At 69.7% G+C, this 17,082-nt stretch carries 14 protein-coding genes; 6 read left to right on the forward strand and 8 right to left on the reverse strand.

Translation table 11 applies throughout. The features are described from left to right. Nucleotides 1-43 precede the first annotated feature (43 nt). Both ADBZ9K_RS14370 and ADBZ9K_RS14375 read left to right on the forward strand, forming a co-directional pair. Nucleotides 44-3,175, forward strand: a complete 3,132-nt coding sequence (locus ADBZ9K_RS14370) for a PD-(D/E)XK nuclease family protein (RefSeq protein WP_526621571.1) — start codon at nucleotides 44-46, stop codon at nucleotides 3,173-3,175. After that, nucleotides 3,109-6,399 (forward strand): ATP-dependent helicase, encoded by a 3,291-nt coding sequence (locus ADBZ9K_RS14375; protein WP_526621573.1) that lies wholly within the window; start codon nucleotides 3,109-3,111, stop codon nucleotides 6,397-6,399. Before ADBZ9K_RS14370 ends, ADBZ9K_RS14375 begins: the two co-directional genes overlap by 67 nt. On the opposite strand, the gene ADBZ9K_RS14380 is transcribed toward ADBZ9K_RS14375, so the two are convergent. After that, nucleotides 6,374-6,778: a DoxX-related protein gene (locus ADBZ9K_RS14380; protein ID WP_526621575.1), complete on the reverse strand. Its 405-nt coding sequence runs from the start codon at nucleotides 6,776-6,778 to the stop codon at nucleotides 6,374-6,376. The genes ADBZ9K_RS14375 and ADBZ9K_RS14380 overlap by 26 nt on opposite strands. Nucleotides 6,779-6,856: 78 nt before the next feature. Between ADBZ9K_RS14380 and ADBZ9K_RS14385 the strand changes: the two genes are divergently transcribed. Together ADBZ9K_RS14385 and nudC are read left to right on the forward strand one after the other, a co-directional pair. Continuing rightward, the gene (locus ADBZ9K_RS14385; RefSeq protein ID WP_526621577.1) at nucleotides 6,857-7,930 is read left to right on the forward strand and encodes a potassium channel family protein; all 1,074 of its coding nucleotides are present in this window, start codon (nucleotides 6,857-6,859) and stop codon (nucleotides 7,928-7,930) included. A gap of 5 nt (nucleotides 7,931-7,935) precedes the next feature. Continuing rightward, a complete protein-coding gene (nudC, locus tag ADBZ9K_RS14390) occupies nucleotides 7,936-8,853 on the forward strand; it encodes an NAD(+) diphosphatase (RefSeq protein ID WP_526621579.1) in 918 nt (305 codons plus the stop codon). A 40-nt stretch (nucleotides 8,854-8,893) separates the two neighbouring features. Here the strand turns inward: nudC and ADBZ9K_RS14395 are convergent, their stop codons facing one another. After that, nucleotides 8,894-9,145: a mycoredoxin gene (locus tag ADBZ9K_RS14395; RefSeq protein WP_526621581.1), complete on the reverse strand. Its 252-nt coding sequence runs from the start codon at nucleotides 9,143-9,145 to the stop codon at nucleotides 8,894-8,896. A gap of 92 nt (nucleotides 9,146-9,237) precedes the next feature. Here ADBZ9K_RS14395 and ADBZ9K_RS14400 point away from each other — a divergent pair, with 92 nt between their 5' ends. Further along, nucleotides 9,238-11,337, forward strand: coding sequence for a UvrD-helicase domain-containing protein (locus ADBZ9K_RS14400; RefSeq protein WP_526621582.1), 2,100 nt, complete (start codon nucleotides 9,238-9,240; stop codon nucleotides 11,335-11,337). Between the two features lie 13 nt (nucleotides 11,338-11,350). Here ADBZ9K_RS14400 and ADBZ9K_RS14405 read toward each other — a convergent pair whose 3' ends face one another. From ADBZ9K_RS14405 to ADBZ9K_RS14425, 5 genes are all read right to left on the reverse strand, one after another. Then, complete coding sequence (locus tag ADBZ9K_RS14405; RefSeq protein ID WP_526621584.1) at nucleotides 11,351-11,782, reverse strand: hypothetical protein; 432 nt, start codon at nucleotides 11,780-11,782, stop codon at nucleotides 11,351-11,353. A gap of 115 nt (nucleotides 11,783-11,897) precedes the next feature. Continuing rightward, entirely contained in the window at nucleotides 11,898-12,266 is a 369-nt protein-coding gene (locus ADBZ9K_RS14410; protein WP_526621586.1) for a hypothetical protein, read from the reverse strand. A 76-nt stretch (nucleotides 12,267-12,342) separates the two neighbouring features. Further along, complete coding sequence (locus tag ADBZ9K_RS14415) at nucleotides 12,343-13,815, reverse strand: DUF1254 domain-containing protein (RefSeq protein ID WP_526621587.1); 1,473 nt, start codon at nucleotides 13,813-13,815, stop codon at nucleotides 12,343-12,345. Nucleotides 13,816-13,840: 25 nt separating this feature from the next. Further along, nucleotides 13,841-14,335: a thiol peroxidase gene (gene tpx, locus ADBZ9K_RS14420; protein WP_526621589.1), complete on the reverse strand. Its 495-nt coding sequence runs from the start codon at nucleotides 14,333-14,335 to the stop codon at nucleotides 13,841-13,843. Nucleotides 14,336-14,396: 61 nt separating this feature from the next. After that, on the reverse strand, nucleotides 14,397-14,657 hold the full coding sequence (locus tag ADBZ9K_RS14425) for a hypothetical protein (RefSeq protein ID WP_526621591.1): 261 nt from the start codon (nucleotides 14,655-14,657) through the stop codon (nucleotides 14,397-14,399). Between the two features lie 761 nt (nucleotides 14,658-15,418). Between ADBZ9K_RS14425 and ADBZ9K_RS14430 the strand changes: the two genes are divergently transcribed. Beyond that, nucleotides 15,419-15,688, forward strand: coding sequence for a WhiB family transcriptional regulator (locus tag ADBZ9K_RS14430; RefSeq protein WP_135428044.1), 270 nt, complete (start codon nucleotides 15,419-15,421; stop codon nucleotides 15,686-15,688). A gap of 26 nt (nucleotides 15,689-15,714) precedes the next feature. Here the strand turns inward: ADBZ9K_RS14430 and ADBZ9K_RS14435 are convergent, their stop codons facing one another. Next, a complete protein-coding gene (locus ADBZ9K_RS14435; protein ID WP_526622649.1) occupies nucleotides 15,715-17,082 on the reverse strand; it encodes a macrolide-binding ATPase MABP-1 in 1,368 nt (455 codons plus the stop codon).

Here is a 17,082-nt window from a genome sequence, read left to right on the forward strand (position 1 = left end):
CCAGTAGCCAAACTTGTCGTACCCCTCTGGTGTCATGCCCGTCATGACCACACCGGCACGCCTGGCCCCGGTAATCGGGCCCGATGACCTGCTGCGGCCGGGCCTGCGCGGCACGGTCCGGATCGTCGGGGGCCCGGGCACCGGCAAGACCAGCCTGCTGATGGCAGCGGCCGCGGCGCACATCGCCGCCGGGACCGACCCCGAATCGGTTCTGCTACTGACGGGTTCGGGTCGGCTGGCCGCCGCCACCCGCAGCAGGCTCACCGCCGAGCTGCTCGCCGCGCGTTCGGGTGAGCCGTGTCGGGCGGTGGTCCGCGAGCCGCTGGTCCGCTCGGTACACAGTTACGCCTTTGCCGTGCTGCGGCAGGCGGCAGCCCGCGCCGGTGATCCGCCGCCGCGGCTGGTGACCGGGGCCGAGCAGGACGGCATCATTCGTGAGCTGCTCGCCGGCGACCTCACCGACGGGGACGTCTCGACGTCGCGGTGGCCCGAGCAGCTTCGCCCGGCGCTGACCACCGCGGGCTTCGCCACCGAGCTGCGTGACTTGCTGGCCCGCTGCGCCGAGCGTGGCGTTGACCCAATGCAGTTGCAGCGCATCGGCCGGCTGTCCGGCCGCCCGGAGTGGACCGCAGCGGGCCGCTTCGCCCAGCAGTACGAACAGGTGATGCTGCTGCGGGCGGCGGTCGGCACGGCGGCGCCGCAGGCGACGGTGCCCGCGCTGGGGGCCGCCGAACTGGTTGGCGCGGCGCTGGAAGCGCTGGCCGGTGACGCGGAATTGTTGGCCGCCGAACGGGCCCGGGTGCGGCTGCTGCTCGTCGACGACGCCCAGCATCTGGACCCGCAGGCGGCGCGGCTGGTCCGGGCGCTGGCCGCCGGGACCGAGCTGACCGTGCTGGCCGGTGACCCCAATCAGGCCGTGTTCGGCTTCCGTGGTGCCGATCCGGCGCTGCTGACGGCCACCGACGCCCCCACGGTCGCGCTGACCCGGTCGCATCGGTGTGCACCCGCGGTCGCCGCGGCGATCAACGGGATCGCCCGCGGGCTGCCCGGCAGCAGCCGGTGGCGCGGGTTCGAGGGCACCGGCGACGACGGATCGGTCAGCGTGCGGATCGCGGCGTCGGCACATGCCGAGGCCGCGGTGATTGCCGACACGCTGCGCCGGGCCCACCTGGTCGACGGTGTGCCCTGGTCGCAGCTGGCCGTCATCGTCCGTTCGGTGTCGGCAGCCGCGGCATTGCCGCGGGCGCTTGCCGGGGCCGGGGTGCCGGTCGCGTCGGCGCACCTGGCCGGGGCGGTCGGCAACCAGCCGGCGGCGCGGGCGCTGCTGACGGTGCTGGCCGCCACTGCCGACGGCCTCGACGGTGCGGGGGCGGTGGAGCTGCTGACCGGACCGATCGGCCGGGTCGACCCGGTGTCGCTGCGCCAGCTGCGCCGGGCGCTGCGCCGCGGTGGCTCCGACGACGTGGCAGCGCGGTTCGTGGAGGTGCTCACCCGGGGATCGGTGGAGCTGCCGGCGACGCTGGCCCGGCCGGTCAACCGAGTCCGGGCGGTATTGGCGGCCGCGGCTCGTGGGCATCGTCGGCACCGCGACCCCCGCTACACCTTGTGGCAGGCCTGGGAACGCAGCGGGCTGCAGCGCCGCTGGTTGTCGGCGGCCGAGCGGGGCGGAACCGAGGGCGCGCTGGCCGACCGCAATCTTTGTGCCGTCACCGCGCTGTTCGACATCGCCGACGACTACGTGTCGCGCACCGCCGGTGCTTCACTGCGCGGCCTACTCGATCATGTTGTAGCCCTGCAGCTTTCGCCGACATCACCAGATGGCCAGTCGAGCGCCGATACGGTCGCGGTGCTCAGCCCGCATGCCGCGCTGGACCGGGACTGGGAGGTGGTGGTGATCGCGGGTCTCCAAGACGGTCTGTGGCCCAACACCACCCCGCGCGGCGGGGTGATGGGCACCCAGCGGCTGCTCGACGTCCTCGACGGCCTCGGCGATGACGTCTCGGCGCGGGCCCCGCTGCTGGCCGAAGAGCGCCGACTGCTGATCGCGGCGATGGGGCGGGCGCGGCGGCGGCTCCTCATCACCGCGGTCGACAGCGACGCCGGCGACGACGTGGCGCTGCCCTCGCCGTTCGTCGCCGAACTCGCCGACTACGCCACCACCGATGATGCCGCCGGCGTCGCCCCGCCGGTGGCGGCGCCGCCGGTGCTATCCCCGACGGCGGTGGTGGGGCGGCTTCGGTCCGTGGTGTGCGCACCGCAGGGTGCGGTCGGCGACGATGAACGTGTCACCGCTGCAAGGCAATTGGCACGTCTGGCCGCTGACGGCGTGCCAGGCGCCGACCCCGCGCAGTGGTACGGCATGACCGCGTTGAGCACGCTGGAGCCGCTGTGGAGCGGCCAGGACCACACCGTCACCCTGAGCCCCTCGACGCTGCAGGCACTGTCCGACTGTCCGCTGCGCTGGCTTGCCGAACGGCATGGCGGCACCGACCGGCGCCAACTGCGCTCGGCGCTCGGCTCGGTGGTGCATGCGCTGGTCGCCGACTCCGACGCTGGCTCGGAGCAGCTGGTGGCACGACTGGAAAAGATCTGGGCGGCAATACCGTTCGACTCCCCGTGGTATGCCGACAACGAATTCGACCGGCATCGGGCGATGCTCGAGGCGTTCGTGGCCTGGCGGTCGGCCACCCGGCACGAGCTGACCGAGATCGGCACCGAAGTCGAGGTCGACGGTGTCATCGCCGCCCCCGAGGATCAGCTGCCCGGGGTGCGGGTGCGCGGCCGGGTGGACCGACTCGAGCGCGACGCCGAGGGACGGCTGGTGATCGTCGACGTCAAGACCGGCAAGAGTCCGGTCACCAAGGACCAGGCTCAGCGCCACGCCCAGCTCGGCCTCTACCAGTTAGCGGTCGACGAGGGCGCGCTGGAAGACGGTGATCGGCCCGGCGGTGGGCGCCTGGTCTACATCGCCAAACCCAGTGCCTCCGGCGCCACCGAACGCGAACAGTCCGCCCTGACGCCGGAGAGCAACACCGAATGGCGCCACACCGTGCAGCAAGCCGCCGCGGCTACCGCGGGGCCGCAGTTCGTCGCCCGCGTCAACGACGGGTGCGCACACTGCCCGATGCGGTCCGGCTGCCCGGCGCACACCGGGCCGCGAACGGAGCCGTCATGACCTACAGCCCTACCGAACTAGCCGAAGCCCTTGGCCTTCCGGCCCCCACTGACGAGCAGGCGGCGGTCGTCTCCGCCGCGCCCGGCCCGCTGGTGGTCATCGCTGGCGCCGGTGCGGGCAAGACCGAGACCATGGCCGCGCGGGTGGTGTGGCTGGTGGCCAACGGCTACGCCGAGCCCGACCAGGTGTTGGGACTGACCTTCACCCGCAAGGCGGCCGGCCAGCTGCTGCGCCGGGTGCGGTCACGGCTGGCCCGCCTGGCCGGTCACCTGGGCGGCATCGGGGCGCAGGGCGCCCCGACCGTGAGCACCTACCACGCGTTCGCCGGCGCGCTGCTGCGCGAATACGGGCCGCTGTTGCCGGTGGAACCCGACGCCCGGCTGCTGTCCGAAACCGAGCTGTGGCAGCTGGCTTTCGAGGTGGTCAGCGCCTATCCAGGTCCACTCCGTACCGACAAGGACCCGGCTGGTGTCACCGCCATGGTGTTGCGGCTCTCCGGTGAGCTGGCCGAGCACCTGGTTGACACCGACGAGCTGCTCGACACCCATCTCGAACTCGAGCGGCTGGTCCACCACCTGCCGGCCGGCCGTTACCAGCGCGACCGCGGACCGAGCCAATGGCTGCTGAACATGCTGGCCACCCAGACCGAACGCACCGCCCTGGTGCCGCTCATCGATGCCCTGCACCAGCGTATGCGCGCCGACAAGGTGATGGACTTCGGTTCGCAGATGGCGGCGGCGGCGCGGCTGGCCTCGTCCTGCCCGCAGGTGGGCGAGCAGCTGCGCGAGCGGTTCCGGGTGGTGCTGCTCGACGAGTACCAGGACACCGGCCACGCGCAGCGCATCGCCCTGTCCGCGCTGTTCGGCAGCGGCGCCGACGAGGGGCTGGCGCTTACGGCGGTGGGTGATCCGATCCAGTCCATCTACGGCTGGCGCGGCGCCTCGGCCACCAATCTGCCCCGCTTCACCACCGACTTCCCATGCGCCGACGGCTCCCCGGCTCCCACCCTGGAATTGCGCACCAGCTGGCGCAATCCGCCGAGCACCCTGCACATCGCCAACGCCGTATCGGCCGAAGCGCGCCGCAGGTCCGTCGCGGTGCACGCGCTGCGGCCCAGGCCCGGTGCCGAGGCGGGCACCGTGCGCTGCGCGCTGCTCACCGACGTGGCCACCGAACGCGAGTGGGTGGCCGACCACATCGCTGACCGCTATGCCGGCGCGGCGGCCGCCGGCACCCCGCCGCCGACGGCCGCGGTGCTGGTGCGCCGCAACGCCGATGCCGGGCCGATCGCCGAGGCGCTGACCGCCCGGGGTGTGCCCGTCGAGGTGGTGGGCCTGGCCGGGCTGCTGTCGATCCCTGAGATCGCCGACGTTGTGGCGATGCTTCGCCTGGTCGCCGACCCGGCCGGGGGAGCGGCGGCAATGCGGGTGCTGACCGGTCCGCGGTGGCGGCTGGGTGCCCGTGACCTCGCCGCGCTGTGGCGGCGGGCCACCGTCATCGACGGCGCCGGTCCGGCGGCGACCGTCGACCAGATCATCGCGGCCGTCGCCCCCGACGCCGATGCCGCAAGCCTGGCCGACGCGCTGGCCGACCCGGGACCCGCCGACGCGTACTCGGCCGAGGGCTATCGGCGGATCGGTGAGCTCGCCGACGAATTAGCCAGGCTGCGAACGCTGTTGGGGCATCCGGTGCCAGAGCTGGTCGGCGAGGTACGCCGGGTGCTCGGCGTCGACGTGGAGGCGCGGGCCGCCCGCCCGGTCTCCGCGGGGTGGACCGGGGCCGAGCACCTTGACCGCTTCGCGGCCGTCGTCGCCGACTACGCGGCACGCCCTGGCGCCGGCGTGGACGGTCTGCTGACCTACCTCGACGCCGCGGCCGTGGTGGAGAACGGGCTGGCGCCGGCCGACGTGAGCGTGGCGACCGGCCGGGTCCAGGTGCTGACCGTGCACGCCGCCAAGGGACTGGAGTGGCAGGTGGTGGCGGTGCCGCACCTGTCTGCCCGGGTGTTCCCGTCCACGGCATCCACTCGCACCTGGCTCACCGATCCCTCCGACTTGCCGCCGCTGCTGCGCGGCGACCGCGCCGCCGCCGGCCTGCACGGGGTACCGGTGCTGGACACCTCGACCGTGGCGGACCGAAAGGCGTTGTCCGACACCATCATGGCGCACCGCAACCAGCTCGAGCAGCGACGATTGGACGAGGAGCGCCGGCTGCTCTACGTGGCGATCACCCGCGCCGAGGACACCTTGCTGCTCTCCGGCCACCACTGGGGGACCAGCGAGTCCAAGCCGCGCGGGCCGTCGGACTTCCTCTGCGAGATCAAGGACGTCATCGAGGGCGCCGCCCAGGCCGGTGAACCCTGCGGTGAGGTCGAGCAGTGGGCCCCGCCGCCGGCCGACGGTGAGCGAAACCCGTTGCGGGACAAGGTTCGCGAGGCGATCTGGCCGGCCGATCCGCTCGGGCGCGGTCGGGTCGAAATCGAGCGGGGCGCCGCACTGGTCGCCGCGGCGATGGCCGGCTCGGTTCCAGACAGCAGCGCTGATCCCGAGGGCTGGGCCGACGACGTCGACGCGCTGCTGGCCGAGCGGTCCCGCACCGCCGCACCGCCGGTGGTCGCACTGCCCGCCCAGCTGTCGGTGAGCGCGCTGGTCGAGTTGGACCGCGACCCGGCGGCACTGCGGCGGCTGAGCCGCCGGCTGCCGTCGCGGCCCGACCCGCACGCCATGCTGGGCACTGCCTTTCACGAGTGGGTGCAGCGGTTCTACGGCGCCGAACGGCTCTTCGACCTGGACGACCTGCCCGGCGCGGTCGACGGTGCGCCCGTGGAAACCGAGGCGCTGGCTCTGCTGCAGGACGCCTTCACGACGTCGGCGTGGGCGTCGCGCACACCGGTGGACGTGGAGGTCCCGTTCGAGATGGCGATCGGCGACACCGTGGTGCGGGGCCGCATCGACGCCGTCTTCGCCGACACCGACGGCGGCGTGACCGTCGTCGACTGGAAGACCGGTGTACCACCGGCCGACGCCGACGCGCGCCGGCACGCGGCCGTCCAGCTCGGCGTGTACCGGCTGGCCTGGGCGGCGCTGCGGGGCTGCCCGGAGTCCTCGGTGCGCGCCGCGTTCCACTATGTGCGGGCCGGTGTCACCGTGATGCCGGAAAACCTGCCCGGCCCAGGGGAATTGGTGGCGTTGCTCGCCGCTAGTAGCGGGGAGCGTTGCGCCTGATCGCGATGGCCTGCACGATCATCGGAAGCTGCAGCGGCAGGCGGGCCAGCGAGGCCAGCTTCATCGGCAACGGCTTGTCCCACCACAGCCGGCACATGTTCACATTGGCCGGGAACACCGCCAGGTACAGCAGGATCGCTGCCAGCGCCCCGGCGCGACGGGTGCGCGGTACCAGCAGCATGGTGCCGATACCCACCTCGGCCACCCCGGAGGCGTAGGTGTAGAACCGTGGGTCGCCCGGCAGTTCGGCGGGCACGATGGTGTCGAACGGCTTGGGCGCCACGAAGTGGCCCACGCCGATGCCGATCAGCATCGCGGCGGTCCGGTAGGCGGGCAGTTGGCTGGCGGTGCGTGCGGGTTCGGTTGGCGTCGTCGGCATGGGTACATAATGCTCGTGTGGTGGCGCTCAGGCCGAAAGATGCGATGACGAGGCGGTTGGGCACGATGACGGAGTCGCGTGGCCACGGGTAGGTTGCGGCGCAGGCTCGAGGCCATCGACGAGAACCTCGCCGCCAAGCCGGACAGCGCGCTCGTTGACTATCTACACATCCCGGAGAAGTTCGTCAGCCCGGGCCGCCGCATCGCGCGTCGGCTGATCTATGCATTGGCGGCGCTGTTCGCCGCGGTGATCATCGTCTACCTGGACCGCGACGGCTACCGCGACGTGCGGGAGGGACCGCTGTCCTTCCTGGACTGCCTGTACTACGCCACCGTGTCGCTGTCGACCACCGGCTACGGCGACATCACGCCGTATACCGAGACCGCGCGCCTGGTGAACGTCCTGGTCATCACCCCACTTCGGGTGGCGTTCCTGATCGTGTTGGTCGGCACCACCGTCGAAACCCTGACCACGGCGTCGCGGCAGGCTCTCAAGATTCAGCGTTGGAGGAACAGCGTGCGCAACCACACCGTCGTCATCGGCTACGGGACGAAGGGCAGGACGGCGGTGGCCGCGATGATCGGTGATGGCGTCGCGCCGGCCGACATCGTCGTCGTCGACACCGACCAGGCCTCCCTGGACCGGGCCAACGCCGCCGGCCTGGTCACCGTGCGCGGTGACGCCAACAAATCCGATGTGCTGCGGCTGGCCGGCGCACAGCACGCCACCTCGATCATCGTGGCCACCAACAGCGACCCGACCGCGGTGCTGGTCACGCTGACCGCCCGCGAGCTGTCCCCGAAGGCCAAGATCATCGCCTCGGTGCGAGAGGCCGAGAACCAGCACCTGCTGCGCCAATCCGGCGCGGACTCGGTGGTGGTGTCCTCGGAGACCGCGGGGCGGCTGCTGGGCATCGCGACCAGCACACCCAGCGTCGTGGAGATGATCGAGGATCTGCTGACCCCCGACGCCGGCTTCGCGATCGCCGAGCGGGAGGTCGAGCACAAGGAGGTCGGCGGCTCGCCGCGGCACCTGCCCGACCTTGTCCTGGGTGTGGTGCGCGGCGGGAAGCTGCTGCGGGTGGACGATCCGGATGCCGATGCGCTGGAGTCCACCGATCGGCTGCTCTACGTGCGCAGCGCCGGGGACTGACCGCGGTGGCCTTCCGACTGCGCAACGTTCCGCTGCTCTCGCGGGTGGGCGCCGACCGCGCCGACCACCTGCGCACCGATATCGACGCCGCGATCGCCGGCTGGGCCGATGCCGCCCTACTGCGCGTCGACCAGCGCAACCAGGTGATGATCGCCGACGGCCGGGTCGTGCTCGGCGCCGCGGCTGCGCTGGCCGAGACGCCACCCGCCGACGCGGTGTTCCTGGGTCGCCTGCCCGACGGCCGGCACGTGTGGGCGGCACGCACCGCCCTGGAAGCGCCCGATGAGGGCGACGGCGCGGTGTCGGACCTGCGCCGCGGCGGTCAGCTGTTCGACGATGTCAGCGCGCAACTGGTGGCCTCGGCGCTGGCGCTGCTGAACTGGCACGAGAGCGCGCGCTACAGCGCGGTCGACGGGTCACCGACCCGGGCGGTGAAGGCCGGCTGGTCACGGGTCAATCCGCTCACCGGTCATGAGGAGTTTCCCCGCATCGACCCGGCCATCATCGTGCTGGTGCACGACGGGCACGACCGGGCGGTGTTGGCCCGGCAGACGAACTGGCCGCAGCGGCTGTTCTCGCTGATTGCGGGCTTCGTCGAGGCGGGCGAGTCGTTCGAGACGTGTGTGGTGCGCGAGGTGGCCGAGGAGATCGGCCTGGAGGTCGGTGATGTCGAGTATCTGGGCAGCCAGCCCTGGCCGTTCCCGCGCTCGCTGATGGTGGGCTTCCACGCGATCGGTGATCCCGAGCAGGAGTTCACCTTCCACGACGGGGAGATCGCCGAGGCGGCGTGGTTTACCCGGGCCGAGGTCCGCGAGGCGCTCGAGCAGGGGGACTGGAGTAGCGAGTCGTCCTCGAGGCTGCTGCTGCCGGGATCGATCTCGATCGCCCGCGAGATCATCGAGTCCTGGGCCGAGTCCTCATAACGAGAAGACCGCGCCATTTCGTCGATCTCGGCGCGGCTGACTAGGACGCCAGCTTGGCCTTGACCTCGCGGATGTCGGGGTTGGTCAGCGCGCTGCCGTCGGCGAACTTCACCGTCGGCACCGTCTGATTGCCGCCGTTGACCGACATCACGAACTCGGCGGCGGCGGGATCGGCTTCGATGTCGACCTCGGTGAAGGCGATCCCCGCCGATTTCAGTGCGGTCTTGAGCCGACGGCAGTAGCCGCACCACACGGTGGTGTACATCGTGAGCTGGGAATCACTGGCACTCATAAGTGCTCCAACCTATCCGAGCCCCCGGGCATGCCCGCAACCGGCGCGGCGCTCACCGGGAAATGTCGGCGCGCCCTGACAAGATGGACGCCATGCCGGTGACCGTGGACCATCTGACCGGCCTCGACGAGGAACAGCGCGAAGCCGTGCTGGCCGCCCGCGGGCCGCTGTGTGTGCTCGCCGGTGCCGGCACCGGCAAGACCCGCACCATCACCCACCGCATCGGTCACCTGGTGGCCAACGGTCACGTGGCCGCCGGGCAGGTGCTGGCGGTGACGTTCACCTCGCGTGCGGCCGGCGAGATGCGCGCCAGGCTGCGCGCCATGGACATCGCCGGGGGTGCGGGCGCCTCGGTCGCGGCCGTACAGGCGCTGACGTTCCACGCCGCGGCCCGCCGGCAGCTGCAGTACTTCTGGCCCCGCGTCGTCGGGGATACCGGCTGGCAGTTGATGGACTCCAAGTTCGCCGTCGTCGCCCAGGCCGCCAATCGGTCCCGGCTGCAGGTCAGCACCGATAACGTCCGCGACCTGGCCGGTGAGATCGAATGGGCCAAGGCCTCGTTGATCAGCCCCGAGGGCTACGCCGCGGCGGTGGCCAAGCAATCCCGCGACATCCCGCTGGAAGCCGAGAAGGTGGCCGCGGTCTACGCCGCCTACGAGGCGCTGAAGGCCAACCGCGACGGGGTGGCGCTGCTGGACTTCGACGATCTGCTGTTGCACACCGCGGCGGCCATCGAGAACGATTCGGCGGTCGCCGCGGAGTTCCGCGACCGGTACCGCTGCTTCGTCGTCGACGAATACCAGGACGTCACCCCGCTGCAGCAGCGGGTGCTCGGAGCCTGGCTGGGTGAGCGGGATGATCTGACCGTCGTCGGCGACGCCAACCAGACCATCTACTCGTTCACCGGGGCCTCACCGCGCTATCTGCTCGACTTCTCCCGGCGGTTCCCCGACGCGACGGTGGTTCGGCTCGAACGCGACTACCGCTCCACACCCCAGGTGGTCTCGCTGGCCAACCGGGTGATCGCCGCGGCCCGTGGCCGGGTGGCCGGCAGCAAGCTGCACCTGGTCGGTCAGCGTGAGCCCGGCCCGGCACCGACCTTCCGTGAACACCCCGACGAGGTAGCCGAGGCGGCCGCGGTAGCCCGCTCGATCAAGCAGCTCGTCGAATCCGGCACCGCCCCAGCCGAAATCGCGATCCTCTACCGCATCAACGCCCAGTCCGAGGTGTACGAGGAGGCGCTCACCGAGGCCGGTGTGCCCTTCCAGGTGCGCGGCGGCGAGGGGTTCTTCAGCCGCCAGGAGATCCGCCAGGCCCTGCTGGCGTTGCAGCGCACGGCCGAGCGGGACAACCCCGACGACGTGCCCGCGGCGGTGCGCGTCGTGCTGGAACCGCTGGGGCTGACCGCCGAACCGCCGGCCGGCACCAAGGCCCGGGAACGCTGGGAAGCCTTGGCCGCCTTGGCCGAGCTGGTCGACGATGAGGTCACTGCCCGCCCCGAGCTCGACCTGCCCACGCTGATGGTCGAGCTTCGGGCCCGCGCCGACGCCCGCCACCCACCGACGGTGCAGGGTGTGACGTTGGCGTCGCTGCATGCGGCCAAGGGCCTGGAATGGGACGCGGTATTCCTGGTCGGGTTGGCCGACGGCACGCTGCCGATCTCGCATGCGCTGGCGCACGGCCCCGACAGTGAGGCGGTGGAAGAGGAGCGACGGCTGCTCTACGTTGGAATCACCAGGGCCAGAGTGCATTTGGAGCTCAGCTGGGCTTTGGCCCGCACGCCCGGAGGTCGGCAGGGTCGGCGGCCGTCGCGGTTCCTCAACGGCATTGCGCCGCAGACCCAAGCCGACCCGTCGCCGAGCAAACCGCGCCGGCAGAAGGGCGCCACCCCGCGCTGCCGGGTCTGCAACGCGGTGCTCACCACCCCGCCGTCGATCATGTTGCGCCGCTGCGAGACCTGTTCGGTCGACATCGACGACGAGCTGCTGGCCCAGCTCAAGGACTGGCGGCTGCGTACCGCCAAGGAGCTCAAAGTCCCCGCCTACGTGGTGTTCACCGACAACACGCTGATCGCGATCGCCGAGTCGATGCCCACCGACGACGCCGCGCTGGTCTCCATCCCCGGCATCGGTGCGCGCAAGCTCGAGCAGTTCGGCTCCGACGTCCTCGAGCTGGTGCGCTCCCGACAATGACCGGTCGATCAGATCACGGGTAGCCGGGCCCGAAGTTGACCGTTCTGCTGGTGGAGTTGGTGCCGTTCTGTGCTATTCCGGGGCTGCCCTGGCCGGTGTAGCTGCCGACGTCGCCGACTCCGAGGCTTGCGGTGCCGCCCGAGCTGTTGACGGTGGCCGCGCCGGTGTAGCTCGACGGTCCACCGACGCCGACCGAGGCGCCCGCGCAGTTCTCGGTGATGGAGCCACCGGTGTAGGGCACTGGTCCACCGCACAGATTGTTCGATGTCGAACCGCCCGTGTAGCTCGACGCGTCGCCGACACCGACGGTCGGTCCGAAGCCGGCGCCTGTCACCGCGCCCGATTCGCCGTCGGCCCAGGCCGTCGCGCCCGAAAGGCCGCCGAGCGAGATCACCGCGGACGCGGTCGCCACCGCACCGCGCCGGGCAATTTGCCATCCGTTCATGATTGAGCACCCTTTCATTCACTTGGTGTTCACCAGGCTACCTGCGGCAAAGGGCAAATCGAGGGAGAACGGCAGCCGGCGGTGTATTCCTGCTATCCGGGAGTCGAGGACGTGATCAGTCGGCTAGAGGGTTGCCGGGGCCGAAATTGCCCGTTCTGGTGGTCGAGTTGGTGCCATTGTTTGGTGCGCCGGCGGTGCCCTGGCCGGTGTAGCTGCTGACGTCCCCGACACCCTGGCTCGCGGAACCTTCGGGGTGGTTGGCGGTCGCGCCGCCGGTGTAGCTAGACGGCCCACCGACGCCGAGGGTCGGCCCGGAGCCGGCGCCGGTCACTGCTCCCGATTCGGCGTCGGAGTGGCTGTCCGCCATGGCGATGGGGGATGTGCTCAGCGCGATTGCGACGGACACCGTGACGGCCCCGGCGACTAGCCAGCTGCGGTGACGAATCGGACTGTGCGTGATGTCATTTCGTGCGATCTGATCCATTCTTCAAGAATGGCTGGGCAACCCGCGCTTGGCACGCAACTCATGCTGAAAACAAATGGTTCACAAGCCCTTCCGTTCAGGACTTGACCAGTTTCGGCGACTGCCAGGCGCCGCTCAGTGCTTCCGGCTTGGGCCAGTACAACCGAAGGATCGCCGTGAACGGACCCGGGGGAGCGGGCAGCCAGTTGGCTTCCTTCTCCGGGCCGGGGGACTGATTCTGCAGATACAGCGTCAGGCTGCCGTCGGGGTTCTTCACCAGGCCGGGCAGCATCGGCGAGTTGATCAGATACCGGTTGATCGGGTTTTCCACTAGCAGGCTTTCCGGCAGCTTGTACATGGTCAACGACCAGAACGCCTTCACCGGGGGCAGTTGGCCGGCGGGGAACGTCAAGGTGTAGTTGTTGGCACCGGTCAGGGGCTGGCCGTCGGCGTCGGTGGCGTACGCCGGGTACATGGCCTCGGCCTTGGAGTTGCCATAGATGCCCAGCACCGCGCCGGCCATCCGGTACAGGTAGTTGCCCTCCAGCTCCTCCTTGGTGCCGAACAGGTCACCGGAGGTCACTTGGCCGGTGTCGAGCTTGTCCTTCTTGAACGTGGTCAGCTCGGTCCACGCATCGGCCATGCCGTCGGTGATCGCCTTCTGCATCCCCGGGCTCAGCGACTCGTAGTTGAACGTGCCGTCCGGTCCGATGCCGATCGTGGCGAACTTATCGCGCAGCTCCTTCTCCGACGGCAGCATCGGGGCGAAGCGCAGCACAAAGTTCAACAGGTTGAAGAACTTCGGCGAGGTCTTCTGCTCGTCGGGGCTCAGCGGCACCGGGAAGTCGATCGGCGGCGCGGCGGCCGGCGCCGGCTGGTCGAGGAAAGTCGACAGCGGCTGCACCGTGTAGCCGGCCTGGATGTTCTTGACGTTCTCCAGGTCGTCGGGCCCGAAGAGTTCGGTGCGGTAGATAGCCAGGGCGAAGTCGGTGTCGACTCGGATCACCTCGTTGATGCCCGGCGGCTTCTGGGCATTCCAGCCCGGCCCGGCCAACAGGTATCTGCCGCCGCTGTTGCCGGTGGTGCGGCTGCCGAGGTAGGCGACGTTGTAGGTGTACCCGTCGACGAACTGCACCGAGAAGTATCGGTCCTGCTCGATCGGCGGCACGGTCAGCACCAGTGGCTCGGTGCGCAGATCCGCGCCGAGCATCGAATAGGGGGTGTCGGAGTTGGGCGTTTGGATGGCGGTGTCGGCCGGCGTGAAGACGCGGGCGATGCTGTGCACCTGGTTCCAGTCGCCCTTGTATTGGGGGCTGTGTGAGTCGACGAAATACGAGTACTGCACCCGATAGGTGTCCACCATCGCCAAGCCGTAGATGTAGGCCTCTTTGGCGATGGCTCGGGCTTGCTCAGGTGTCACGGCACTGTCCGTCCTGGCCGAAGGGGGCGGTGGCTCACTCGTCGTCGGCTTGGTGGTGTTCGCCCCTGAGCATCCCGCGGTCATGACGACGAGTAGGAGGGTAGCGAGAACGGCACGTGACGTCACCGCACAAGGATGCGGTATTGGCATCCTTGTGCGGTGTCTTTCACGACGGTCAGCTCACTGCGGCCAGGGCGGCTTCGTAATCGGGCTCGGTACCGATCTCGGGCACGAGCTCGGTGTAGGCCACCTTGCCGTCCGCGCCGACCACGATGACGGCACGGCCGAGCAGCCCGGACATCGGACCGTCGGCAATCGTGATGCCGTAGTCCTCGCCGAAGCTGCTGCGGAACGCCGACGCTGACACGACGTTGTCGATGCCTTCGGCGCCGCAGAACCGCTTGAGCGCGAAAGGCAGGTCCTTGGACACGCATACCACCGGGACACCGGTGGCTGCGGCGCGCTCGTTGAACGTCCGCACGCTGGTGGCGCACACCGGGGTGTCGACCGAAGGAAAGACGTTGAGCACTAATGCTTTACCGCTGAACTGGCCGCTGTCCACGGTGCCGAGGTCGGTTCCGGTCAAGCTGAACTCGGGGGCTTGGGCGCCGACGGCGGGCAGCTCTCCGACGGTGTTGATCGGGTTTCCACGCAGGGTTATCTGTGCCATGACGACTAGTTTGTCAGGACCGGCGATGCGGCGGCAGGCCGGGGCGGTCGCCCGGCGCTGATCAGAAGACTTCGCTCATGGCAGCTCCCTCGATCATTCGGTCCGGTTCCGCCCGGGCCAGCTGCTTGCGGAACAGGCCCGCATAGGAAGGGTCACCGGCGTTGTGCATCAGCTCGGTGATCCGCATGGCCGATATTTGCGCCCCCCAGATGTGCCGCAGGCACGTCGGTGAGTAGCTGTCGAGCAGGCTTGAGTCGTGGTTGTTCACCTGCTGAATAACAGCGCGTGCGAACACATCGGCGTCGTGAAGAGCGAGGCTCATTCCTTTGACGCGTCGGACCGATCGTCGTGGCGGCTGGTTAGGGACAGAATAGCTTCTCGCAGAAAGGGATTCACGCTGAAAACGCCGGGAGCGCTGGCGAGCTCACCGCACAGCTGAGCGGGGATGACCACGAGCCGGACGTCTGTGTTGCCGTAGAACCGGTGTGAGTGCGCGAAGCCCGGCGGCGTCCAAGTCAGGCGGTTAGCCGGCGCCACCCAGGTGCCGAGCTCGGTGCCCCCATTGCCACAAGCTACGGGTGTGGGGCGGCCCGCGGTGGTCGCCGGGCTTCGGCAAGGCAAAACCCCAGGTCAGAAAATCGCTTGTGGCGAAATGGTGGTAGGGTTTAGCCTCGAATCCGACATCCTGTGCCGACGTTTTGAGACCGAGGGGAGGGCCTGACGATGATTTCCAGCACCGCTGACTATGGCGTAGCCGGCTCTGCGCGTCTCATGTGGTCCTCGCACACCTCCCAGGTCTTTGCAGCGACCCCGCACGCGTACACCGCTTTTGGCGCTCATGCCGCCGGGGCGGCCGCCGCTATTGCGGCGCAGCGTAAGCGCCGCGCCAACGCCGCCCCGACCATCGCGTCCGTGGACAGGAGCTTCATCTAGGAAAGCTCCCAGACACAGCCACTGGCCACGGACCCGAAGTCACAGGATCCGTGGCCATTGTTTTTCCCAGATTTCCTGGTCCGGATCCCTTCAGAAACGCACACCGAAGAGATACGTAAGCCACACGACCAGGAAGCAGGTGAAGAGGACATGTCGGCACTGACAGTCCGTCGGGAGAAACTGCCGGTGTTGCCGTGCCATGTCGGAGACCCCGATCTGTGGTTCGCCGAGAGCCCCGTCGACCTGGAGCGCGCCAAGGTCCTGTGCGGGGATTGTCCGATTCGGCGGCAGTGTCTTGCCGCCGCGCTGGACCGCGGTGAGCCCTGGGGTGTCTGGGGCGGAGAGATTGTCGAACGCGGCAGCATCGTCGCGCGCAAGCGTCCGCGTGGCCGTCCGCGCAAGGACGTGATCGCGGCCTGAGCGGGGTTTCGCCGGGCCCGGATCCGTCAGCCGACGGGTTCGGGTTCGGTGAACCCGGGGATGAACTTGGCGGCCAGCGCCTGCGTCGGCACATGGGCGTCGAGCTGCGCGGAGATCGCCACCGTCGAAGCGATCACCCGCAGCGGGATGGCCAGTTTGGCGGGCAGGTCCATCTGGCGGGCGGTCTTGATCTGTTGGGTGGAGACCGCCATGTTGGCCGCCGCCATCTTCTGCAGCCACTTGCGGGTGTAGTGGAACTCGGGAACCTCGATCGGCGCCACATACTGGCGCAGCATGTCGTCGATCTCCTGCGCCGAGACCTGCTCACCCTTCTGGATGAACCCGACCTTCTCCATGGTCGGCAGCAGGTGGTCGTAATCCTTGTCGCGGGCCAGCCGGATGATCATGCCGAGCTCGACGGGCAGCCCGTCGGGTAGCGGGGCCACCGCACCGAAGTCGATGACGGCCAGCCGGCCGTCGGGCAGCAGCATGAAGTTTCCCGGATGGGCGTCGCCGTGCATCATCCCGACGCGGGCCGGGGCGTCGAAGGTCAGCTCGATGAGCCGGGTGCCGCACAGGTCCCGCTCGTCGACGGTGCCTTCCCGGATGATCTGCGCCATCGGGACGCCGTCGATCCACTCGGTGATCATCACCTTGGGGGCACTGGCCACCACGTGGGGCACCACGAAGTGCGGATCACCGTGGTAGGCCTTGGCAAACGTGCGCTGGTTGTCGGCCTCCAGCCGGTAGTCCAGTTCCATCTCGGTGCGCTCGATCAGCTCGTCGACCACGCCCTGCACATCGGCGCCGGGGGAGAGCTGCTTGAACACGCTGACCATCCGCTGCATGGTCTTCAGGTCGGCGCGCAACGCCTCGTCGGCACCCGGGTACTGGATCTTGACCGCGACCTCGCGGCCGTCGGACCACACCCCCTTGTGCACCTGGCCGATGCTGGCCGAGGCCACTGGGGTGTCGTCGAACGAGGTGAACCGCTCCCGCCACTTGGTGCCGAGCTGGGCGTCGAGCACCCGGTGCACCTTGGCCGCAGGCAACGGCGGAGCGTCTTTCTGCAGTTTGGTCAGGGCTTCGCGGTAGGGCTCCCCGAATTCCTCGGGGATGGCGGCCTCCATCACCGACAGCGCCTGGCCGACCTTCATGGCACCGCCCTTGAGCTCGCCGAGGACGGTGAAAAGCTGGTTGGCGGCCTTCTCCATCAGCTCGGCGTTGACTTCGTCCCTGGACTTGCCGGTCAGCCGTTTACCCAAGCCAAGCGCAGCCCGGCCAGCAAAGCCGACCGGAATGCTGGCCAGCTTGGCATTGCGTGCGGCGCGCCCGCGCCTGATGTCTGCCACCCCCCCATCATCCCCGACGCGCTCGCGCTGGCAACCACCGAT

Origin of the sequence: Mycobacterium sp. (assembly GCF_965229265.1) — a bacterium.
Classification (GTDB): Bacteria; Actinomycetota; Actinomycetes; order Mycobacteriales; family Mycobacteriaceae; genus Mycobacterium.